The organism is Acidovorax sp. AC410 (assembly GCF_979253235.1).
This window is the reverse complement of sequence record NZ_CEEDCG010000001.1, coordinates 4,400,786-4,417,057: the sequence shown is the minus strand read 5'-3', so window position 1 is coordinate 4,417,057 and position 16,272 is coordinate 4,400,786. Positions and strand designations below refer to the sequence as shown.

Here is a 16,272-nt window from a genome sequence, read left to right as displayed (position 1 = left end):
CGCAAAACGCCTCAGCCGGGGCGTTGCTCCGCCACGCGTTTCATCGCCTCGTCCATGGCCACCGTCAGCGCCAGCGCCGACTCCTTGTTCGCCGTGGCATCGGGCGGCAGCACGATGGGCGGCCCGAAGGTGATGCGGATGCGTGGGCGGGTGAAGAAGTGGCTGGCGCGGATCTCGCCCGGCCCGTCGAAGTGCGCGGGCACGATCTGGCCCTTGGCGCGCAGCGCAATGGTGGCCGCGCCGCGCTTGGCCTCGGGGTTCTCGGCATTGCGTGTGCCCCCCGGGAAGATCAGCACCAGTTGGCCCGCCTGCACCAGCGAGACCACCTGGCGGATGGTGGCGGTCGAGGGGCTGCCCCGGTCCACCGGGAAGCCGCCGCCCGAACTGACGAACCAGGCACCCAGCTTGGTCTCGAACAGCTCCTTCTTGGCCATCTGGTGCAGCTTGCGCGGCAGCGCGGCATAGCCCACCCACAGCGGGTCCGACCAGCCCACGTGGTTGCACACCACGATCTTGCCACCCGGCCCGTCCAGGTGCTCGGCCCCTGTCACTGTGACCCGGGCCACCCGGGACATGAGGACCCGCAGGATGCGAACGAAGAGGTTGGGCTTTTGCAAGGCGGGGGATGCAGAAGCGGAATCCGAAGAAGGTGTGGCGGTGGTCATTGACAGGAGTGGCGGTCGGGAAGGCGCATGGGCGGCGGCTGGTTGTGGGCCGCCTGCCATGGGAATGATAAGCCCGTGTGACAGCCGACCCTGGGGGAATCCCTTAAGAGCGGCCAACAAAGCTCTTCTGGCGTCGTTGCTGCGTCTTGTCGTACTACCGGTACTGCCTGCGACGCAGCGCCTAGCCAGAACCGCTTCGCTGAGTTTTGTTATCCGCTCTAACGACCCTCTACATAAATCTCAGGGATTTGTGCAGAGGGTCCTCAACTGCCCGTGCCAACTGCAACGCGATGTGCATTGCAGGCCCGGATGGAAGGAGCGGGCTTCATGGCGCGATGCACTCTTCGAAGGTGTCTTTGCTGCGGCTCTGGTGCAGCAGGTGCTCCCAGCGGGGCGCGAGGAAGTGCGCCCACTCCTGCAGGTCGCCTACCAAGTAGTACGGCAGCCATACATCGACACCGGGCTTCCAGGCATCGGGGTTCACCTTGCGCAGGTTGGCAAGGCGCTGGCGCCAGCTCTCTCCTTCATGGCTTGGCAGCCGAGCCCATTCGCGCACCGGCTCCGAGGCGGGCGGATCGGGGATGCGCCGGGCCAGCTGCTGCGCGATGGCATGGGCCAGTTGCTGGTCGGCCTCGCAAAGGGGGAGCTTGCCGCCCCAGGAGCTGGGCTGCAGCCACAGGCACCCGTAGCCCCCATGGTCCGCAGGCCGCACGAAGGCGCAGGAAGTGCCCGCACGGCGCTTCCAGCCGTTGGCGAAGAACCAGGGGCTGAGCGCCTCTTGGCGGCACTGTGCTTTTCCTTGCTGGTGGCGTAGGCGACGGGGGTGGTCATGGTGGGGCGACAATTTACCCCATGGTGGATCTCATGCCATCGCAAAGCCTCGTCCAGAGCTTGGCAACCCCGTGCATGTGCCAGAGCTGGCGTCGTGTCAATGCTCACAACGCGTCCAGTTGTGGGAATGGAACTGTTAAGACGACTGAAAGCCTGTTGGCATGCGAAGTAGATTGCCACTGCCAGGTCGCTTTTCGCATTCCCCCAAATTCAACCAGACTGGAGAACTCCAAATGATCAATCTGACAGAAGAATTGGTGATGGCCGCCTCGGATGTTGCTGTGCGCGAGCGCCACGCAACCGTATCGCTGCTGCAACGTAGGCTCCGAATCGGCTACACCAGTGCACGGCAAATCCTGAACGAACTGGAACTGCGGCGTGTTCTTGATGCGCCCAACGCGGACGGGCTGCATCATGCCGCACTGCACTTGCTCACGCCAACCGAGGGGAAACAGCCAGCGCAGCAGGTCCACGTCCGTCTCATTCGCGATCTGGCGCTCTATCTCCTCGAAAACCATGGCTATGAGAGCACAGTAGCGGTGAAGATCTTGGCCGATCCTTTCAAAGCAAGTCGCAATGAACTGCGAGAGCTTGTGCGCGAGGCGATGGGATTTGAGAGAAGCAAATCACTCTTCAGCGTGGCGTTGGCAATTGCCCATTTGCCTCAGTTCGCAAGTTCAGTACCCGCAGAAAGCATTCACCAGGGCTTGCAAGCAGAGTGCGCGCGAACTGAGGTGCGAACCGAGCGTCCTGACTCTGCAATGCGCGGCCGCCTAGCAGGGCTGTTTTATGCAACGCGCTACCTGAAACGACGCATCATGGAAGGCCTCGCACCCCATTCAAGGGCAGTCGAAGCATTTGTGCATCAGAGTCTGCTGCCACATGGGCAGGCTCACAGCGCGACCGCTACCTACCGTGAGCACGTAGTGCCCTGCGTGCTCGTTCAGGCCAAGGCGACAGAACTACTGCGCCATGGCATCCCGGAGGCAATTGTGGCGGAGTGGATTGAGCCATTTGTTCGCATCGTCAGAATCGACAAAGCGGACGCCAAGCAATTGGATGGCCCTCTCGGGCTTAAGCAGGTGATGCCAGATGGATGGCAGTTTGGCCACGGCTGCGTTTACGCGCGACTCCATCAACTGGAAATCGACTTTGCGCCGCCAGCCGACGGACCAGCCTGCACCTGCGCCACACATGCACAGGCACAAGCGCCAAGCGCTGCGATGTGACCAACCGCTGGAGCCTTTGGCGGCCCGCCAAAGGCGGCTGTCACTGCGCCCAGTTCAGAGACACGGTCGAATCGTCGCCATCCTGTGCACTGGTCCTCCACGCCCGCAGCCGCGCCGCATAGCGAGCCGCCTCCCCCGCCAGTTCCGCCGCGCCCATCTTCCCGGCCCGGTACACCAGAAACGGCTCGGCCCAGGGCAGGCCGCAGCGGTGGGCCGTGGCGTGCAACGGGTGCAGCAGGTCGGCCAGCAGGAACAGGTTCTGGCCCGTGGGCGTGTACGCCTCGGGCACATTGCCGGCCGTGGCAACCACCAGCAGGGGCGTGCCTTCCAGATGGCGCCCTTCGCTCGCGTAGGCCATGTAGTACATGCGGGTCAGTACCGCGTCCTGCCAGGCCTTGAGCAGGGGCGGGGTCGCATACCACTGCACGGGGAACTGCAGCACCACGCGGCGGGCGCTGAGCAGGCGGCGCACCTCGGCATCCACGTCGATGGCGCTGCCCTCGGGGTACAGGGCCGCCATGTCCACCACCTCCACACCAGGCAGTGCGGCGGCGGCATTGGCCAGCGCGCGGTTGGTGGCGGACTGGGCAAAGCGCGGGTGGAACAGCAGCACCAGGGTGTCGATGTTGCGGACGGGGGCGGCGTTGGTGGTATCGGTCATCAAGGGCTCCTGTGGGTTGGTGGATGCGCCAAGGATGCGATCCGGTCGACAATTAATCCAACGGATAATTCGTATATCAACTCATTGATTCCATGAATTTACGTGGCATAGACCTGAACCTGCTGGTGGTGCTGCAGGCCCTGCTGGACGAGGCCCATGTGACGCGCGCGGCCGAGCGGCTGGGCCTGTCGCAGCCGGCCATGTCGAACGCGCTGGAACGCTGCCGCCACCTGTTCGGCGACCCGCTGCTCGAACGTGCCAAGGGCGGCATGCGCCTCACGCCCAAGGCAGAGGCCCTGCGCGAACCCCTGTCGCGCCTGCTGGCCGATGCGGCGCGCGTGATCGACCCGCACCCCCAGGTGGACCTGGCCACGCTGCGCCAGACGGTGCGCATCGTCATGGCCGACTACCCGGCCGTGGTGGTGGTCGGCCCGCTGCACGCACGGCTGGCGGCGAGCGCGCCGGGCATCAACCTGGTGGTGGAGCCCTGGCACGGCGCGGCCGATGCGCTCGACGCGATGGCGCGCGGGCGGCTGGATTTGGCGGTATCGGTCTTCCCGGTGGTGGAGGCGTCGTTCCACCGCGAGGAGCTGCTGCACGAGCAGTACGCCGTGTGCATGCGCGCCGGGCACCCGGCGGCGAAGGACTTCAACCTGGAGCGCTGGCTGCAGTACCCGCACGTGCTGGTCTCGGGCCGGGGCGAGACGCGCGGCGCGCTGGACCAGGCGCTGCTGGCGCTACAGCGCACACGCCGCGTGGGCGTGGTGGTGCCGAGCTTTCTGCTGGTGCCACCGCTGCTGGCCAGCTCGGACCTGATCGCCATGGTGCCGCGACGCTGCCTGCCGGTTGCCGGCGGCGTTGGCGTTGGTGGCGACAGCAGCAGCCCGTTTGGCGGCCTGGCGGTGTTCGAGCCACCTATCGCTATTGAGGGCTTTGCGCTGCACCTGGCGTGGCATGCGCGGCGGCAGCAGGATGCGGGGGTGCGGTTTGTGGCGGGGGTGGTGGGGGAGTTGTTGCGGGGGTGATCTTCGCCCGGTCATCGCCTACGCCGCTCTGCGGATTGGTGCTCCTGGTGGCTGCGTGCCTATGTTGAGGGCGGAGGCCGGGGTGTGCGCCCGGCGGCGCACCTACCTTCTTTTGCTTCGTCAAAAGAAGGTAGGCCAAGAAAAGACGACCCCGCTGCCCGTGTCCCCACTCGCCTGGCGGCGAGTGGGGCAGCCTGCGATGCTCGGTCCTGCGGTGACGCCGAAGAACTCCCTGCGCTGCCTCTGCGAGGCAGCTCCGGTCAGACAGCTTCGGCGAGCCAGATGACGATGCGCGTGTCCTGCGGCACGCGCTCACCCCAGGCCCTGTGCTTCTCGGCACGGTCAGAAGGGGGTGGGAGCGGGCTCCACTCGGGCCATTGCTTCGCTCGGCCTGTGGTCCTTCGCTGCGCTCGGCTCGCCAGAGCGCCCGCGCCCCACATGTCGGCAGCGCGCAGCGCATCCCCGACCCCAGGCGCAGCTGCGAAGCAGCAGCCGTCTGTGACCCCGCTCCCCACCCCTGCTGGCTGCGCCGAGAAGCGCAGGGGCTGGGGTGGGCGTGTGTGCCGAAGGACACACACGCTTCGTGCTCTAGCTTGCCGATGCTGTTTGAGCGGAGTTCGAAGAACGCAGCGAGTTCATCGGCACCACCCCAGATCCGAGCATCGCAGGCTGCCCCCGTTCGCCCGACAGGGCGAACGGGGGACGCAGACTGGGGGTCGTCTTCTCTTTGGTGACTTTCTCTTGACGACGCAAGAGAAAGTTACTGCGCCGCCGGGCGCACACCCCGGCCTCCGCCCTCAACCAAAGCATGCAGCCAGCACAACAACCAACTGGCGCAATTCTTCAAGACGCCACACCCTCCAAGCCAGACACTGCCTCCACACCCACAGCAAAAGCCGGAGACAAGCCATGCAGCTCACCATCAACGGACAAACCCACCCCGTCCCCGACGGCTGGGAACAAGAACCCCTGCTCTGGCTCCTGCGCGAAACCGCCGGCCTGGTCGGCACCCGCTTCGGCTGCGGCGCAGGCCTGTGCGGCGCCTGCACCGTGCTGGTGGATGGCGAGGCCGCCCGCTCCTGCCTGCTCACCGCGCAGACGCTGCAGGGCCGCGCCATCACCACCATCGAGGGACTGTCGCCACCAGGCGCTGAACTGCACCCCGTGCAGCAAGCCTGGGTAGCCCACAACGTACCGCAGTGCGGCTACTGCCAGAGCGGCCAGATCATGGGCGCGGTGGCGCTGCTGCGCGCCACGCCACAACCGAGCGACGCCCAGATCGACGCCGCCATGGCCGGCCACCTGTGCCGCTGCGGCACGCAGCGGCGCGTGCGCGCCGCCATCCACCATGCGGCCGGGCAAAGCACAGGAACGCCCTCATGAAGCGCCGCCACCTGCTCGCCGGCACGGGCCTGGCCGCCATCACCGTGGTCTTTGGCGCCGGCTGCTCGCTGGTGCCCGTGATCCCCAAGCGCCCCACGCCCGGCGCCGAGGACGCGCAGGGCTGGATACGCAAGGATGCCGATGGCCGCTACACCCTGTGGGTACCCTGCGCAGAAATGGGCCAGCAGATCAGCACCGCGCTGCAGGGCCTGGCGGCCGCCGAGTTGGGCGTTCCACCCCAGGCCGTGCAACTGCGCCTGCCCGCCACCGGCGACATTGCGCGCGTGCGCGCCACCGTGGGCAGCGCCAGCGTACAGGACTTTGCCCTGCCCCTGGCGCAGGCCTGCGCCACCCTGCGCACAGCGCTGGCCAGCGGCGTTGCTGCGGGGGGCCGCACCACACTGCACGCCCAGCCGCTGCCGGCCAGCGCGCTGCGCAGCTTCCAGGCGCTGGCAAAAGCCGGGGCACCGGCTCGCTCCGCCGCACCGGCAGGGCAACTGCACGCCATCGTCACGGGCCAGCCGCTGTTTGCGGGCGATACGCGCCTGCCCGGCATGCTCTATGGCCGGGTGATGCGCGCGCCGGTATCGGCCGAGCTGGACTCGCGCCCCGGCGCCATGGACGAGGCCGCCGCCCGCGCCGACCCGGCCTGCATCGCCGTGGTGCGCAGCCCGCTGCTGGTGCAGATGAACAGCCTGGGCGTGGGCATCGTGGCGCGCAGCCCGGCGGCGCTGGACCGCATCGAGGCCGCGCTGGCCGTGCAGTGGCAGGTCGATGGCGGCAACTTCGGGCCCGGCGATATCGCCGAGCGCATCGACATCGACCGGCACCTGGCGCGCGGCGCCCTGCGCCACACGCCGCGCAGCGATGCCATGCCCGAGGGCGGCACCTGGAGCGTGGACCTGCGCATGGACATCCCCCTGGCCGCGCACGCCCCCATCGAGCCGCGCAGCGCCACGGCAGCCTGGAGCCACGGCAAGGCGCAGCAGAACGCCCCGGTGCTGCGCGTCTGGGCCGGCACGCAGGACCTGTTCTATGTGCGCGACGTGCTGGCGCGCAACTTCTCGCTCGGCGCAGAGCAGATCGAGGTGCAGGCCTGCCGCGTGGGCGGCGGCTTTGGCGGGCGCACGCTGTGTACGGTGGAGCTCGAAGCCGCCGTGCTGGCCCAGGCCGTGGGTGTGCCGGTCAAGGTGCATTGGAGCCGGGCCCAGGAGTTCGCCCAGGGCTTCCAGCGCCCGCCGTCGAGCCACCGGGTGCGTGCGCGCGTGCACCAGGGCCGTGTCACGCACTGGTGGCATGCGTTCGCGAGCAGCCACATCCTCTTCACCCCGGCCGCCATGCCAGTCTGGATGCAGTCCCTGGCCGACTTCGCGGGCGACAGCGGCGTGGCGCGCGGATCGCAGCTGGCCTATGCCGTGCCGCAGCAGCGCACCGAGTTCACGGCCCAGCGCCTGCCGGTGCATACGGGGCCCTGGCGCGGCCTGGGCGCGGGCCCCAACACCCTGGTGGTGGAAAGCGCCATGGACGAATGCGCGCGCCAGGCCCGCGCCGACCCGCTGGCCTGGCGCCTGGCCCACACCACCGATGCGCGGCTGGCCGCCGCCTTCGAGCGCGTGGCACGCGAGGCGCATTGGAAAAGCCGCCCCGCCAGCGACGCCACCACCCTGCGCGGGCGCGGCATCGCCGGCGGCATCTACAAGGGCCTGAGCTACGCCGCCGCCGTGGCCGATGTGGCGGTGGACCGCGCCACGGGCCAGGCGCGCGTGACGGCGCTGTGGTGCGCCCACGACTGCGGCCTGGTGCTGCAGCCCGACGGCGTGCGCGCGCAGACCGAGGGCAACCTGGTGTGGTGCCTGGGCATGGTGCTGCACGAGGAACTGCCCGTGGCCAACTCGCGCGTGGCCGCCACCACCTTTGCCGACTACCCGCTGGCGCGCATGGGCGACGTGCCGCCCCTGCATGTGTACCTGATCGACAGCAGCGCGCCACCCACCGGCGCGGGCGAGACGGCCATGGTGGCCGGCGCGGGCGCCATTGCCAATGCGCTGCGTGACGCCACGGGCCATCGATTCACGCGTTTCCCGGTGCGCAGCGAGCAGGTTCTGCAGGCCGTCAAGGGCTGAGCCTTTCTGAGGCCTTCACAATGCCCGGCATGCACAACGAGGATTTCGCCAGCGCCGCCATGGTCCGCCTGCTGGTGCGCGCCATGGCCGCGCAGGGGCTGGCGCTGCCGCCCGGCCTGCCCGCGCCATCGGCCCTGGCCGGCAGCCATGTGCCGCTCGCCTGCAAGCGCAGCGTGGTGCAGGCGGTGCTGGCCCAAGGCGGCCCGGCCCTGTTGCTGCAGCTGGCGCGGCAGGTGCATTGGCTGCAGGGCGACCCGGTGCACCGCGCCCTGCTGGGCGCGAGCGATGTGCCCAGCCTGCTGGCGCGCTGGCAGCGGCTGGAGCGCTACGTGCATTCCGCCCACCAGGTGAGCGTGCTGGCCCAGGGCCCGGGCCGCATCCGCTTGCACCACCACGCACGCCCCGGCAAGGGTGGCACGCCCCAGCCGCCCGAAAGCCTGGCCGTGCTGGGCGTGCTGCTGGGCACCTGCGAGGCCCTGGGCGTGACAGGCCTGGCCGTGCACCTGGGTGAACCGGGCGGCAACGGCAGGCCGGCCTTGCCACTGGCTTCCGGCGCGGACCAGGCCACCGAACTGGCAACCGCCATCGCGCAAGGCCATGCCAGCCACTGGGCGCTGCACTGGCAGCCGGGCGCAGCGGCCCCTGCGCCCTCAGAGCAGGATGACCAGAACCCGCTGGCCGCGCTGTGCGATGCCCTGCCCTGGCCGCCCCTGGCCCACCGCATTGCACGGCGCGTACTGCACGACCCCGCAGGAGATCACCCCGTGCAGGCACTGGCCGCATCGCTGGGCCATGCCAGCCGCACCCTGCAGCGCCACCTGGCCGCGCACGGCCTGAGCTGCCGCGCCATTGCCACCGAGGCGCGCACCCGCACCGCCGCGCAGTGGCTGCTGGGCACACCCCACGGCATTGCCGAGATCGGGTTCGCCTGCGGCTTTGCCGACCAGCCCCATTTCACGCGTGAATTCGCGCGCCAGGTGGGCATGACGCCGGCGCGCTACCGGCAGGCATTTGGAGCGGCGTAGCTCCAGGGCCCCTACGTCTTGCGCGCGCGCCGCGGCTTGCGCGCCGGTGCCGGCGCCGCATGGGCCGCGCGGTCGCCCAGCCACACATCCGGGTAGTTCTCGAAGGTCTCCTTCATCAGCGCGCGCAGCCAGATGATGGCCGGGTCGTGGTGAAAGCGCGAGTGCCAGTGCTGGTTGAGCGCAAACGGCGGCAGCGGCACGGGCGGCGGCACCATGCGCACGCTGCCATAGCCCTTGAACACCTCGGCCAGTTGCAGTGGCACGGTGGCGATGAGCTCGGGGTGGGCATCCATGAGCAGCGGCACCACCAGGAATTGCGGGGTGGACAGAAAGATGTTGCGCTTGACGCCCTGCTGCTCCAATTGGCTGTCGTAGGCGCCGCTCACGCTGCCCGACAGCGTCACGGCGATCTGGGGCATCTTCTGGAACTGCTCGAGCATGCCAGCGCCTGCAGGTGGCGCCGCACCAAAGCATCCTCGACACTCTGGAGCGCCACCGTGTGAGCGTGCCCTTCGCCTGCCGCGAGGGCCTGTGCCGCACCTACCAGACCGGGCTGTGCAGCGGCGAGGCCGACTACCGGGACCTGATGCTCAGCGATGCGGAGCGGACGGTGCACAACACCATACCGCTGTACATGTCGCGGGCAAAGAGTACGGAGCTGGACCTGTGTTCCAAAGCTCACGCGCAATGAGCTTCGCACGTATCGATTGCACCGTCAGCCGCCCCGCAGTCGCAGGTTTCATCCCAGCGTCGCCAGGGTATCTAAGGCGTTTCTGGAGTAACACGCATTTGCAGTGTCACTTTTAACCCTCGGAACTGAAATTCCATCTCTTCTGAGGGGTCAGTCTCGAATCTTTTCTGATGCATCAAGACAGCATCAGGAATCATCCCGAGCGGATCAGGCCCGTTCAATGCGTCCTCAAGCACGTGCTGAATCTCCAACCAACTGAGCCATGACGCACGACCATCTTGGTCGCTGTCTCCAGCGAACCGAGCCGCGTATCTACCAACGACGTACAGGATTGGTGGGCTGTCAGAACCCGGGGCATCTATCTTGAGGTCGCGAAGCACTTCGGCGGAAGAGCGCTCGCCCACCCAACCCAAAACCCGCTCGACCCATTGATTAGCTTTTGCAATATTCTTCTTTCGGCTTTCTCGCTCCGCCAACGAGAATCCATAGACATCGTGCCACTTGAGTTGTGCGAGCACCACGGTACCGCTTCTCTTGTCGATGATGACAGCATCCACATCAGTCACCAGAGAGCGATCTATTCTCCTCAGGGCATAACCCCTCAGCGGCACCATGAATCTAGGCTCAGGAAACGCTTTCGCAAGATCGGAACGGAAGACCGCTTCTCGACGATCCACTCCGCGATCCCAGTCGCGTTTGTATGTGCGTCGCAGATGCCGAAACAGCGCAAAGTACGGATTGGTCAGCGCGCCAAAACAAGGCATCAGAACGAAGTCCGAACCTAGATCGACATAAAACGATGCAGGCGCTTCATAGGCCAACTCCCAATCGTCCAGTCCATCGATCTGTAGTGAAAGGGCTTTCATGGTCGACGCAACGCGTTGCTGACGAAGGCCCGCCTCAACCCACACCGCATTCACATCCTCTCGTCTGGCGAAGAGTGTTAGGACGTTGCTCAAAGCAATTTTGGGGATCTTCTGCTGCAACAAGACTGCGAAATCCATATGCGCAAGGATTCGTCCAAGGGCATGCTCACAGGACTCCTTCCATTCACCAAAACTGCGGTCGCCAATCATCACATCGTCGGGAAAAGCCTCGGCCTCGTGAAAGCCCAGTCCGTAATTTCTGGCCTCTTCGCGATATGCAGAGACCACCTCCCAATCATTGTCATAACGGATGAACCATCCGAACTGTGTATCCACATACCCACTCATTCGTTCATGGATCTCGTTCCATCGCTCGTTAGATATTGTGCTTTGCGAAGCAGATCTTCGGCGCTTCGATACGTTGCGAAGAGCCGCTAGCAGTGCCTGCTCAGGGGCACTACCCACTGTTTCGATACGAAGGTGATCCGGTTTCAATATTTCTGTCGTCGCAAGTCCATAGCGCTCAAGAGCTGCCATGCGCCGCAGAAATGTAAGTTCTCCACATTCAAGGAGATATCGATACCAAAAATTTGCAACGTAAGGATCATTCGGTCCGAAAGGGACGCCGCCGCCTTGGCCATTGACCACGGACAGCAATGGTCTTAGCGCCGGAGTCGCTCCCATAAGCGCGAAAGCTCTGTTCTCTCGTCGGTTCGCAGCTTCAAGGAATCTTGGCAAAGAGCGCTCCCAAAAGGAGGCAGCGGAAACTGAGTCCAAGGCCCTTACCAATGCAATGAGCGCTTCTTTCTCACGACCTCGCCATGTTTTCGCAATGTGTTGCTGGACATCTTGCAAACAAGTGGTCAATGCTTGTTCGGCACTCGATTGATTGGGTCTGCTCATGGCGAGAGTTTATGGAAAGGCAAGACGGCCGAGTAAGCTGAGTCGGAACGCGACATGCACAGCCTGCGGTCGCGACTCGACAAAGGAAAGACTGCTCCCAAAATGAGGCCCGAGGCCCTACGGTCAGGACTCGGCAGCCATAGTAGAGTCGAAAGCCAGCCCCATAGACACTCTCCATATTTAAAACACATGGGCCTCTCGCCGCCGCTTTACACCATCGCCTACGTCCACGTAGACGCCCCAGCCCAGGCCTTCATCGACGTTTTTCGGCGCCAGCACGACCCGCAGGTGGACCTGGTGGCGCCGCACTTCACGATGATGTTCGGGTGCAAGGCGGTGCCTGAATCTGCATATATCGACCATGTGGCGGCCATCGCCCGCCAGACGCCCATCGTCCCCTTCCACTGCCGCTACGCCATGCTCGGCGCCGATGATTTCAATGAGACTGCATACGTCTTCCTCGTGCCGGACGAGGGCAACAGCGCCATCTCGCGGCTGCACGACCGGCTCTACACGGGCGTGCTGGCCGGGCAACTGCAGCTGGAGATCCCTTACGTCCCGCACATCACGATCGCGTCCACCCAAGACAGGGCGGCGGCCAAGGCACTGTGCGACGGGCTCAACCAGGCGGGCCTGGATATCGCAGGCCAGCTGCAGTCCCTGACCGTGGGCGCGCTGAGGGACGGCCTCTTTCAGGCCATCGCAGAGCACCCGCTGGGCGGACTTTAAGGCGTTGAATTTTCTTCAGGCAACCGCCGCCACAGCGTCGAGCGGCTGATGCCGGGGATGGCGCAGGCCTGGTCCTGTTTGCCCATCCGGGGCCGGGCGCCCGATCCCACTCCATTGAGACAGATCAAAGAGACCACCGCCACCATGGTCAAAATAAAGATTCATTTCAAATACCGCTTAAAATAAACATATCAAATGAATCTTTAAAGAACCATCATGAACGCCCGTGACCCCGCCTCCTTTGCCCACGCCCCTGCTGGCGCGCCCTTTGACCTGCATGCGCAGCAGCCCATCGGGCAGATCGCGGTGCAGCTGCCGGGCTCCACGGCGGTGTTCCGGCGCCTGAAGCTCGATTTCTGCTGCGGCGGCCAGGTGAGCCTGGCGCAGGCGGCAGCCGACAGGGGGCTGGATGCCGAGGCGGTGCTGTCCGAACTGGCGCAGCTGCAGCGCGGCGATGCACTGCCCCAGGCGGGCGCCAGTGCGAATGCGCTGATCGACCTGATCATCGCGCGCTACCACGAAGTGCACCGCGCGCAATTGCCCGAGCTGGTGCGCATGGCGCGGCGCGTGGAGGCCGTGCACCGCAGCCACCCCGCCGTGCCCACGGGCCTGGCTGATGCGCTGGAGGCCATGCAGGCGGAGTTGCTGGAACACATGGGCAAGGAGGAAGCCGTGCTGTTCCCGATGCTTCGCGCGGGCGGCAACCCCTTCGTGGGCATGCCCATCAGCGTGCTGCGCGCCGAGCATACCGACCATGGTGCGGCGCTTGAGCGCTTGAACGCATTGGCGCACGACACCATCCCGCCCGAGGATGCCTGCAACACCTGGCGCGCGCTGTATGCGGGCATTGCACAGCTGAATGACGACCTGATCAGCCATATCCACCTGGAGAACAATGTGCTGTTTCCGCCCTTCGAAGCGCAGGCGGGCACGGCCGGCTGCGCCAGCACGCAATGCGGTTGCCGCTGAGCAGGGGCCGCAGATGACCGAGAAGGACTTTCTGGAGCCCAGCGCCGAGAGCATGGCCGAGCTGGTACACAGCTTTTATGCCGACGTGCGCGCCCACCCCTTGCTGGGCCCCGTGTTCGAGGCCGCGCTGCACGGTCGCTGGGACGCACACCTGGCGCGGCTGGTGGACTTCTGGTGTACGGTGGCACTGGGCGCGCGCAGCTTCAAGGGTGATGTGTTCGGCAAGCACATGGAGCTGACCGGCATCACGCCCGCGCATTTCGCGGCCTGGGTGGGGCTGTGGCAAGAGCACACGGGCCGCCTGTTCGCGCCCGCGTTCGCGCAGGAGTTGCAGGTGGCGGCGCATGGCATTGCGCGCAACCTGTTCAGGGGGTATTTCGGAGCGGAGCCGGCGTTTGTGGACGCGCGCGACAAGGATGCGGCGCCACACCCCTGACAGCTGTGGCGGTGGCTCATACGGATTTGCATTCAATCGTATAACCAGGCGGGAAGCCGCAGACAGTGCTGTAGCACGGCAAGGCGGACCAACGAAGTTAGACGCTTGAAGGCAAATCCGTATTACTCTTCTTGAGGCTGCACCGTCTGCAAGCCACGCTTGACCGCAGCCAGGGTCTTCTCGGGCACCAGCGCATCCGGCGAACCCAGCTGGGCGGCCAGCAACTCCCTGCGCAACGCCAGCTCGGCCAGGGCCGAGGTCGCGCGGGCCACCGACGCCTTCATGGCGGCTTCGGCCTCGTCGCTCTGGCCAAAGACCGCCTCCATGTGCGCCAGCAGCGCCGGCCTGTCACTGTCTTTGGCGGCCTTCAGGTCGGTCACGGCCTTGGCGCCTTCGCGGTCCAGCGTGTCTGCGTGCAGCGCCTTGCGACGGGCGTCAAGAAGGCTTTTCACGAGGTTCTGCGCCGCCCTCAGGTACGCCAGCGATGCGACCGCCACCTGGGGCCTGGCCGAGGTGTCGATGCGCTGGACGGCGGCGATGGCGCCATCCAGGGCCAGGACGGCATCGTCCCCTTTGCTGAACAGCCCCGGCTCGGCCACCCCTTGAAAGTCTGCCAGCAGCTCGGCCCCGGCGCCGGCACGGCTGCTGGCGCCCTGGACCAGCACGCTGACCGCTTCGACCGGCTTCTCGGACGCCAACGCCCCGCCCCAGGCGCCAGCCAGCGCCCACGCCATCGCCAGCGCCACCACGTTCTTACCCATGACCTCTCCCTTGTTGGAGCGGCGATCGTAGCGGACGCAAGCGCCTGCGGCAGGCGTGGCTTACTTTTCCCGGGGCGTGAAGAACAGTGCCACGCCGATGGCGATCAGCGCCAACGGCCACCAGGTCACCAGCAATTCCTTGAGGCTGATGCTGATGAGCCCCAGGTTGGTGAGCAGAAAGAACACCCCCAGCACGACCAGAACGATGGCAGCGACGTTGCCCTTCATGTGCACTTCCTCCAAGATGGTTGCGGGCCGATGCAGACGGCCTCTCGCACGGATTATGGGGGGCTCAGGCGGATGCGCCCGAGCGCAGCACCGCCAGGTGCGCGCCCAGCACGCAGCAGGCCGGCGTGACCACGATGCCCACGAGGTTGAACCACAGCGGCAGCTCGCTCCAGAAGGCGAAGCCCACCAGCGTGCTCAGCACGCCCACGGCCAGGCCGTTGAAATACGGGTAAACGACTGCAATGCGCGCCGCGACATGGCCGCCCAGCACGCTGACCAGGGCACCGAGCACCATGCTCCAGACCAGGTAGCCGTCGTCGTCGGCCAGATCGGCCAGGGCCTGGATGATCTGCTCTTCGCTCTGCCCCTCCATGGCCAGCAGCAGGCCCTGTAGGGATACCAGCACCACACCGGCCAGGATGGACAGTGCCAGCAGGAGCGAGGTGCCCACGATGAGGGCCTTGGGGTTGATTCGGTTCACCGTAGACGCTTTCAAGGTGGGTGGGTGGCGTAATGTACTGCGCGCAGGCGCCGCATGCCGAGCAAGCACACAACGTGCCTGGGCAGAGGGGCAGGAGTGGATAGTATCGGCAGCACCAGGGCCCCAATCCGGCGCCCCGTTCCACCTGGAGGAGGGCAAGCGATGCAAACGATGGCAAGAATCAGTGCACCGTGGCGGTGGGTTGCGGGCATCGCCCTGCTGCTGGCAGGGCAGGCAATCGCCGCCCCGGATGCGGCCCCGGTGCCCGGCGCCGAGTGGGAGCGCATTGCCTCGCCCGAGGCGGTGGGCTGGTCCACCCCGAAGCTGGCGTTGGCGCGCGAGCACTCGAAGGGCCTCGACACGGCGGCGGTCATGCTGGTGGTCAATGGCAAGGTGCTCGACGAATGGGGCCGCACGCAGGACCGCTACCACATCCACTCGATTCGCAAGAGCATCCTGAGCGGGCTGATCGGCATCGCGGTGGGCGAGGGCAAGATGCGGATCGACGCCACCCTGGGCGAGCTGGGCATCGACGACAACGCGCCCGCGCTCACCGATGCCGAAAAGCGCGCCACCGTGGGCGACCTGCTCAAGGCCCGATCCGGTGTCTACCACCCCGCCCTGTACGAGAGCCCCGCCATGGCGGCCGCTCGGCCGGCGCGCGGCAGCCATGCGCCGGGCAGCTTCTGGTATTACAACAACTGGGACTTCAATGCGCTCAACACCATCTACGAAGCGCAGGCCAAAACGGGCTTCTACACCGCCTTCGTAGAGCGCCTCGCCAAACCTCTGCAGATGCAGGACTGGCGCGCGCAAGACGGTGAGTATTTCAGGGGCGAGGATTCGATTCACGCCGCCTACCCCATGCACATGTCGGCCCGCGATCTGGCGCGCTTCGGGCTCCTGTACCTGCGCGGCGGGCAATGGGGCGGCAAGCAGCTGATTCCGGCCACATGGATCCAGCAAAGCCTGCAGTCCTACTCCGATAGAGGAGTGGACGGGGGCTATGGCTACATGTGGTGGGTGGCGGTGGACGGGCGCCACCTGCCGTCTGTCCGCATGCCCGCGGGCAGCTTTTCGGCGCAGGGCCATGGCGTGCACCTGGTGGTCGTGGTGCCGGCGTACGACCTGGTGGTGGTGCACCGGGTGGACACCTACAACATCATGAACCAGGTGAACGATGAACAGTTCGGGCGGCTTCTGAAGATGATTCTCGACGCCCGGCTGGCGCCTAAATCCTGACCGCGGGCTCTGCCAGAATCGCTC

General features: G+C 66.2%; 18 protein-coding genes. 10 read left to right on the top strand and 8 right to left on the bottom strand.

Annotated elements, in window-relative coordinates:
• Positions 1–11: 11 nt before the first annotated feature.
• Positions 12–665 (bottom strand): lysophospholipid acyltransferase family protein, encoded by a 654-nt coding sequence (locus AC0IZS_RS20535; RefSeq protein ID WP_471637306.1) that lies wholly within the window; start codon positions 663–665, stop codon positions 12–14.
• A gap of 325 nt (positions 666–990) precedes the next feature.
• Entirely contained in the window at positions 991–1,377 is a 387-nt protein-coding gene (locus tag AC0IZS_RS20530; protein WP_471637305.1) for a hypothetical protein, read from the bottom strand.
• A 352-nt stretch (positions 1,378–1,729) separates the two neighbouring features.
• Here AC0IZS_RS20530 and AC0IZS_RS20525 point away from each other — a divergent pair, with 352 nt between their 5' ends.
• Positions 1,730–2,725, top strand: a complete 996-nt coding sequence (locus AC0IZS_RS20525; protein ID WP_471637304.1) for a DNA translocase FtsK — start codon at positions 1,730–1,732, stop codon at positions 2,723–2,725.
• 40 nt (positions 2,726–2,765) lie between these two features.
• Here AC0IZS_RS20525 and AC0IZS_RS20520 read toward each other — a convergent pair whose 3' ends face one another.
• Positions 2,766–3,386 carry an NAD(P)H-dependent oxidoreductase gene (locus tag AC0IZS_RS20520; RefSeq protein ID WP_471637303.1) on the bottom strand — a complete coding sequence of 207 codons (621 nt, stop codon included), beginning with the start codon at positions 3,384–3,386 and terminating at the stop codon, positions 2,766–2,768.
• Between the two features lie 92 nt (positions 3,387–3,478).
• Here AC0IZS_RS20520 and AC0IZS_RS20515 point away from each other — a divergent pair, with 92 nt between their 5' ends.
• The 4 genes from AC0IZS_RS20515 to AC0IZS_RS20500 all read left to right on the top strand — a co-directional run bounded on the left by AC0IZS_RS20515 (position 3,479) and on the right by AC0IZS_RS20500 (position 8,942).
• Complete coding sequence (locus AC0IZS_RS20515; RefSeq protein WP_471637302.1) at positions 3,479–4,411, top strand: LysR substrate-binding domain-containing protein; 933 nt, start codon at positions 3,479–3,481, stop codon at positions 4,409–4,411.
• 909 nt (positions 4,412–5,320) lie between these two features.
• Positions 5,321–5,794: a (2Fe-2S)-binding protein gene (locus tag AC0IZS_RS20510; RefSeq protein WP_471637301.1), complete on the top strand. Its 474-nt coding sequence runs from the start codon at positions 5,321–5,323 to the stop codon at positions 5,792–5,794.
• Positions 5,791–7,917 (top strand): xanthine dehydrogenase family protein molybdopterin-binding subunit, encoded by a 2,127-nt coding sequence (locus AC0IZS_RS20505; protein ID WP_471637300.1) that lies wholly within the window; start codon positions 5,791–5,793, stop codon positions 7,915–7,917. Before AC0IZS_RS20510 ends, AC0IZS_RS20505 begins: the two co-directional genes overlap by 4 nt.
• A 20-nt stretch (positions 7,918–7,937) precedes the next feature.
• Positions 7,938–8,942, top strand: a complete 1,005-nt coding sequence (locus AC0IZS_RS20500; protein ID WP_471637299.1) for a helix-turn-helix transcriptional regulator — start codon at positions 7,938–7,940, stop codon at positions 8,940–8,942.
• A gap of 11 nt (positions 8,943–8,953) precedes the next feature.
• Here AC0IZS_RS20500 and AC0IZS_RS20495 read toward each other — a convergent pair whose 3' ends face one another.
• Positions 8,954–9,382, bottom strand: coding sequence for a type 2 periplasmic-binding domain-containing protein (locus AC0IZS_RS20495; protein WP_471637298.1), 429 nt, complete (start codon positions 9,380–9,382; stop codon positions 8,954–8,956).
• Between the two features lie 14 nt (positions 9,383–9,396).
• Between AC0IZS_RS20495 and AC0IZS_RS20490 the strand changes: the two genes are divergently transcribed.
• Positions 9,397–9,633 carry a 2Fe-2S iron-sulfur cluster-binding protein gene (locus AC0IZS_RS20490; RefSeq protein WP_471637297.1) on the top strand — a complete coding sequence of 79 codons (237 nt, stop codon included), beginning with the start codon at positions 9,397–9,399 and terminating at the stop codon, positions 9,631–9,633.
• A gap of 71 nt (positions 9,634–9,704) precedes the next feature.
• On the opposite strand, the gene AC0IZS_RS20485 is transcribed toward AC0IZS_RS20490, so the two are convergent.
• Positions 9,705–11,402, bottom strand: coding sequence for a hypothetical protein (locus AC0IZS_RS20485; protein WP_471637296.1), 1,698 nt, complete (start codon positions 11,400–11,402; stop codon positions 9,705–9,707).
• Positions 11,403–11,591: 189 nt separating this feature from the next.
• On the opposite strand from AC0IZS_RS20485, the gene AC0IZS_RS20480 reads away from it, so the two are divergent.
• From AC0IZS_RS20480 to AC0IZS_RS20470, 3 genes are all read left to right on the top strand, one after another.
• Positions 11,592–12,131, top strand: a complete 540-nt coding sequence (locus AC0IZS_RS20480) for a 2'-5' RNA ligase family protein (protein WP_471637295.1) — start codon at positions 11,592–11,594, stop codon at positions 12,129–12,131.
• Positions 12,132–12,347: 216 nt separating this feature from the next.
• The gene (gene ytfE, locus AC0IZS_RS20475) at positions 12,348–13,100 is read left to right on the top strand and encodes an iron-sulfur cluster repair protein YtfE (RefSeq protein ID WP_471637294.1); all 753 of its coding nucleotides are present in this window, start codon (positions 12,348–12,350) and stop codon (positions 13,098–13,100) included.
• Positions 13,101–13,113: 13 nt separating this feature from the next.
• The gene (locus AC0IZS_RS20470) at positions 13,114–13,536 is read left to right on the top strand and encodes a group III truncated hemoglobin (RefSeq protein WP_471637293.1); all 423 of its coding nucleotides are present in this window, start codon (positions 13,114–13,116) and stop codon (positions 13,534–13,536) included.
• A gap of 122 nt (positions 13,537–13,658) precedes the next feature.
• Here AC0IZS_RS20470 and AC0IZS_RS20465 read toward each other — a convergent pair whose 3' ends face one another.
• From AC0IZS_RS20465 to AC0IZS_RS20455, 3 genes are all read right to left on the bottom strand, one after another.
• Complete coding sequence (locus AC0IZS_RS20465) at positions 13,659–14,297, bottom strand: hypothetical protein (protein ID WP_471637292.1); 639 nt, start codon at positions 14,295–14,297, stop codon at positions 13,659–13,661.
• A 60-nt stretch (positions 14,298–14,357) separates the two neighbouring features.
• Positions 14,358–14,525: a LiaI-LiaF-like domain-containing protein gene (locus AC0IZS_RS20460; protein ID WP_164470688.1), complete on the bottom strand. Its 168-nt coding sequence runs from the start codon at positions 14,523–14,525 to the stop codon at positions 14,358–14,360.
• 64 nt (positions 14,526–14,589) lie between these two features.
• The gene (locus AC0IZS_RS20455; protein ID WP_471637291.1) at positions 14,590–15,006 is read right to left on the bottom strand and encodes a hypothetical protein; all 417 of its coding nucleotides are present in this window, start codon (positions 15,004–15,006) and stop codon (positions 14,590–14,592) included.
• Positions 15,007–15,168: 162 nt separating this feature from the next.
• Between AC0IZS_RS20455 and AC0IZS_RS20450 the strand changes: the two genes are divergently transcribed.
• Positions 15,169–16,248, top strand: a complete 1,080-nt coding sequence (locus AC0IZS_RS20450; RefSeq protein WP_471637290.1) for a serine hydrolase domain-containing protein — start codon at positions 15,169–15,171, stop codon at positions 16,246–16,248.
• The last annotated feature ends 24 nt before the right edge of the window (positions 16,249–16,272 follow it).

Bases quoted from the DNA above. Each gene is read 5' to 3' on its own strand.
- AC0IZS_RS20535 (WP_471637306.1), bottom strand. From the start codon at position 665: ATGACCACCGCCACACCTTCTTCGGATTCCGCTTCTGCATCCCCCGCC.
- AC0IZS_RS20525 (WP_471637304.1), top strand. From the start codon at position 1,730: ATGATCAATCTGACAGAAGAATTGGTGATGGCCGCCTCGGATGTTGCT.
- AC0IZS_RS20520 (WP_471637303.1), bottom strand. From the start codon at position 3,386: ATGACCGATACCACCAACGCCGCCCCCGTCCGCAACATCGACACCCTG.
- AC0IZS_RS20515 (WP_471637302.1), top strand. From the start codon at position 3,479: ATGAATTTACGTGGCATAGACCTGAACCTGCTGGTGGTGCTGCAGGCC.
- AC0IZS_RS20510 (WP_471637301.1), top strand. From the start codon at position 5,321: ATGCAGCTCACCATCAACGGACAAACCCACCCCGTCCCCGACGGCTGG.
- AC0IZS_RS20505 (WP_471637300.1), top strand. From the start codon at position 5,791: ATGAAGCGCCGCCACCTGCTCGCCGGCACGGGCCTGGCCGCCATCACC.
- AC0IZS_RS20500 (WP_471637299.1), top strand. From the start codon at position 7,938: ATGCCCGGCATGCACAACGAGGATTTCGCCAGCGCCGCCATGGTCCGC.
- AC0IZS_RS20495 (WP_471637298.1), bottom strand. From the start codon at position 9,382: ATGCTCGAGCAGTTCCAGAAGATGCCCCAGATCGCCGTGACGCTGTCG.
- AC0IZS_RS20485 (WP_471637296.1), bottom strand. From the start codon at position 11,402: ATGAGCAGACCCAATCAATCGAGTGCCGAACAAGCATTGACCACTTGT.
- AC0IZS_RS20480 (WP_471637295.1), top strand. From the start codon at position 11,592: ATGGGCCTCTCGCCGCCGCTTTACACCATCGCCTACGTCCACGTAGAC.
- ytfE (WP_471637294.1), top strand. From the start codon at position 12,348: ATGAACGCCCGTGACCCCGCCTCCTTTGCCCACGCCCCTGCTGGCGCG.
- AC0IZS_RS20470 (WP_471637293.1), top strand. From the start codon at position 13,114: ATGACCGAGAAGGACTTTCTGGAGCCCAGCGCCGAGAGCATGGCCGAG.
- AC0IZS_RS20465 (WP_471637292.1), bottom strand. From the start codon at position 14,297: ATGGGTAAGAACGTGGTGGCGCTGGCGATGGCGTGGGCGCTGGCTGGC.
- AC0IZS_RS20460 (WP_164470688.1), bottom strand. From the start codon at position 14,525: ATGAAGGGCAACGTCGCTGCCATCGTTCTGGTCGTGCTGGGGGTGTTC.
- AC0IZS_RS20450 (WP_471637290.1), top strand. From the start codon at position 15,169: ATGCAAACGATGGCAAGAATCAGTGCACCGTGGCGGTGGGTTGCGGGC.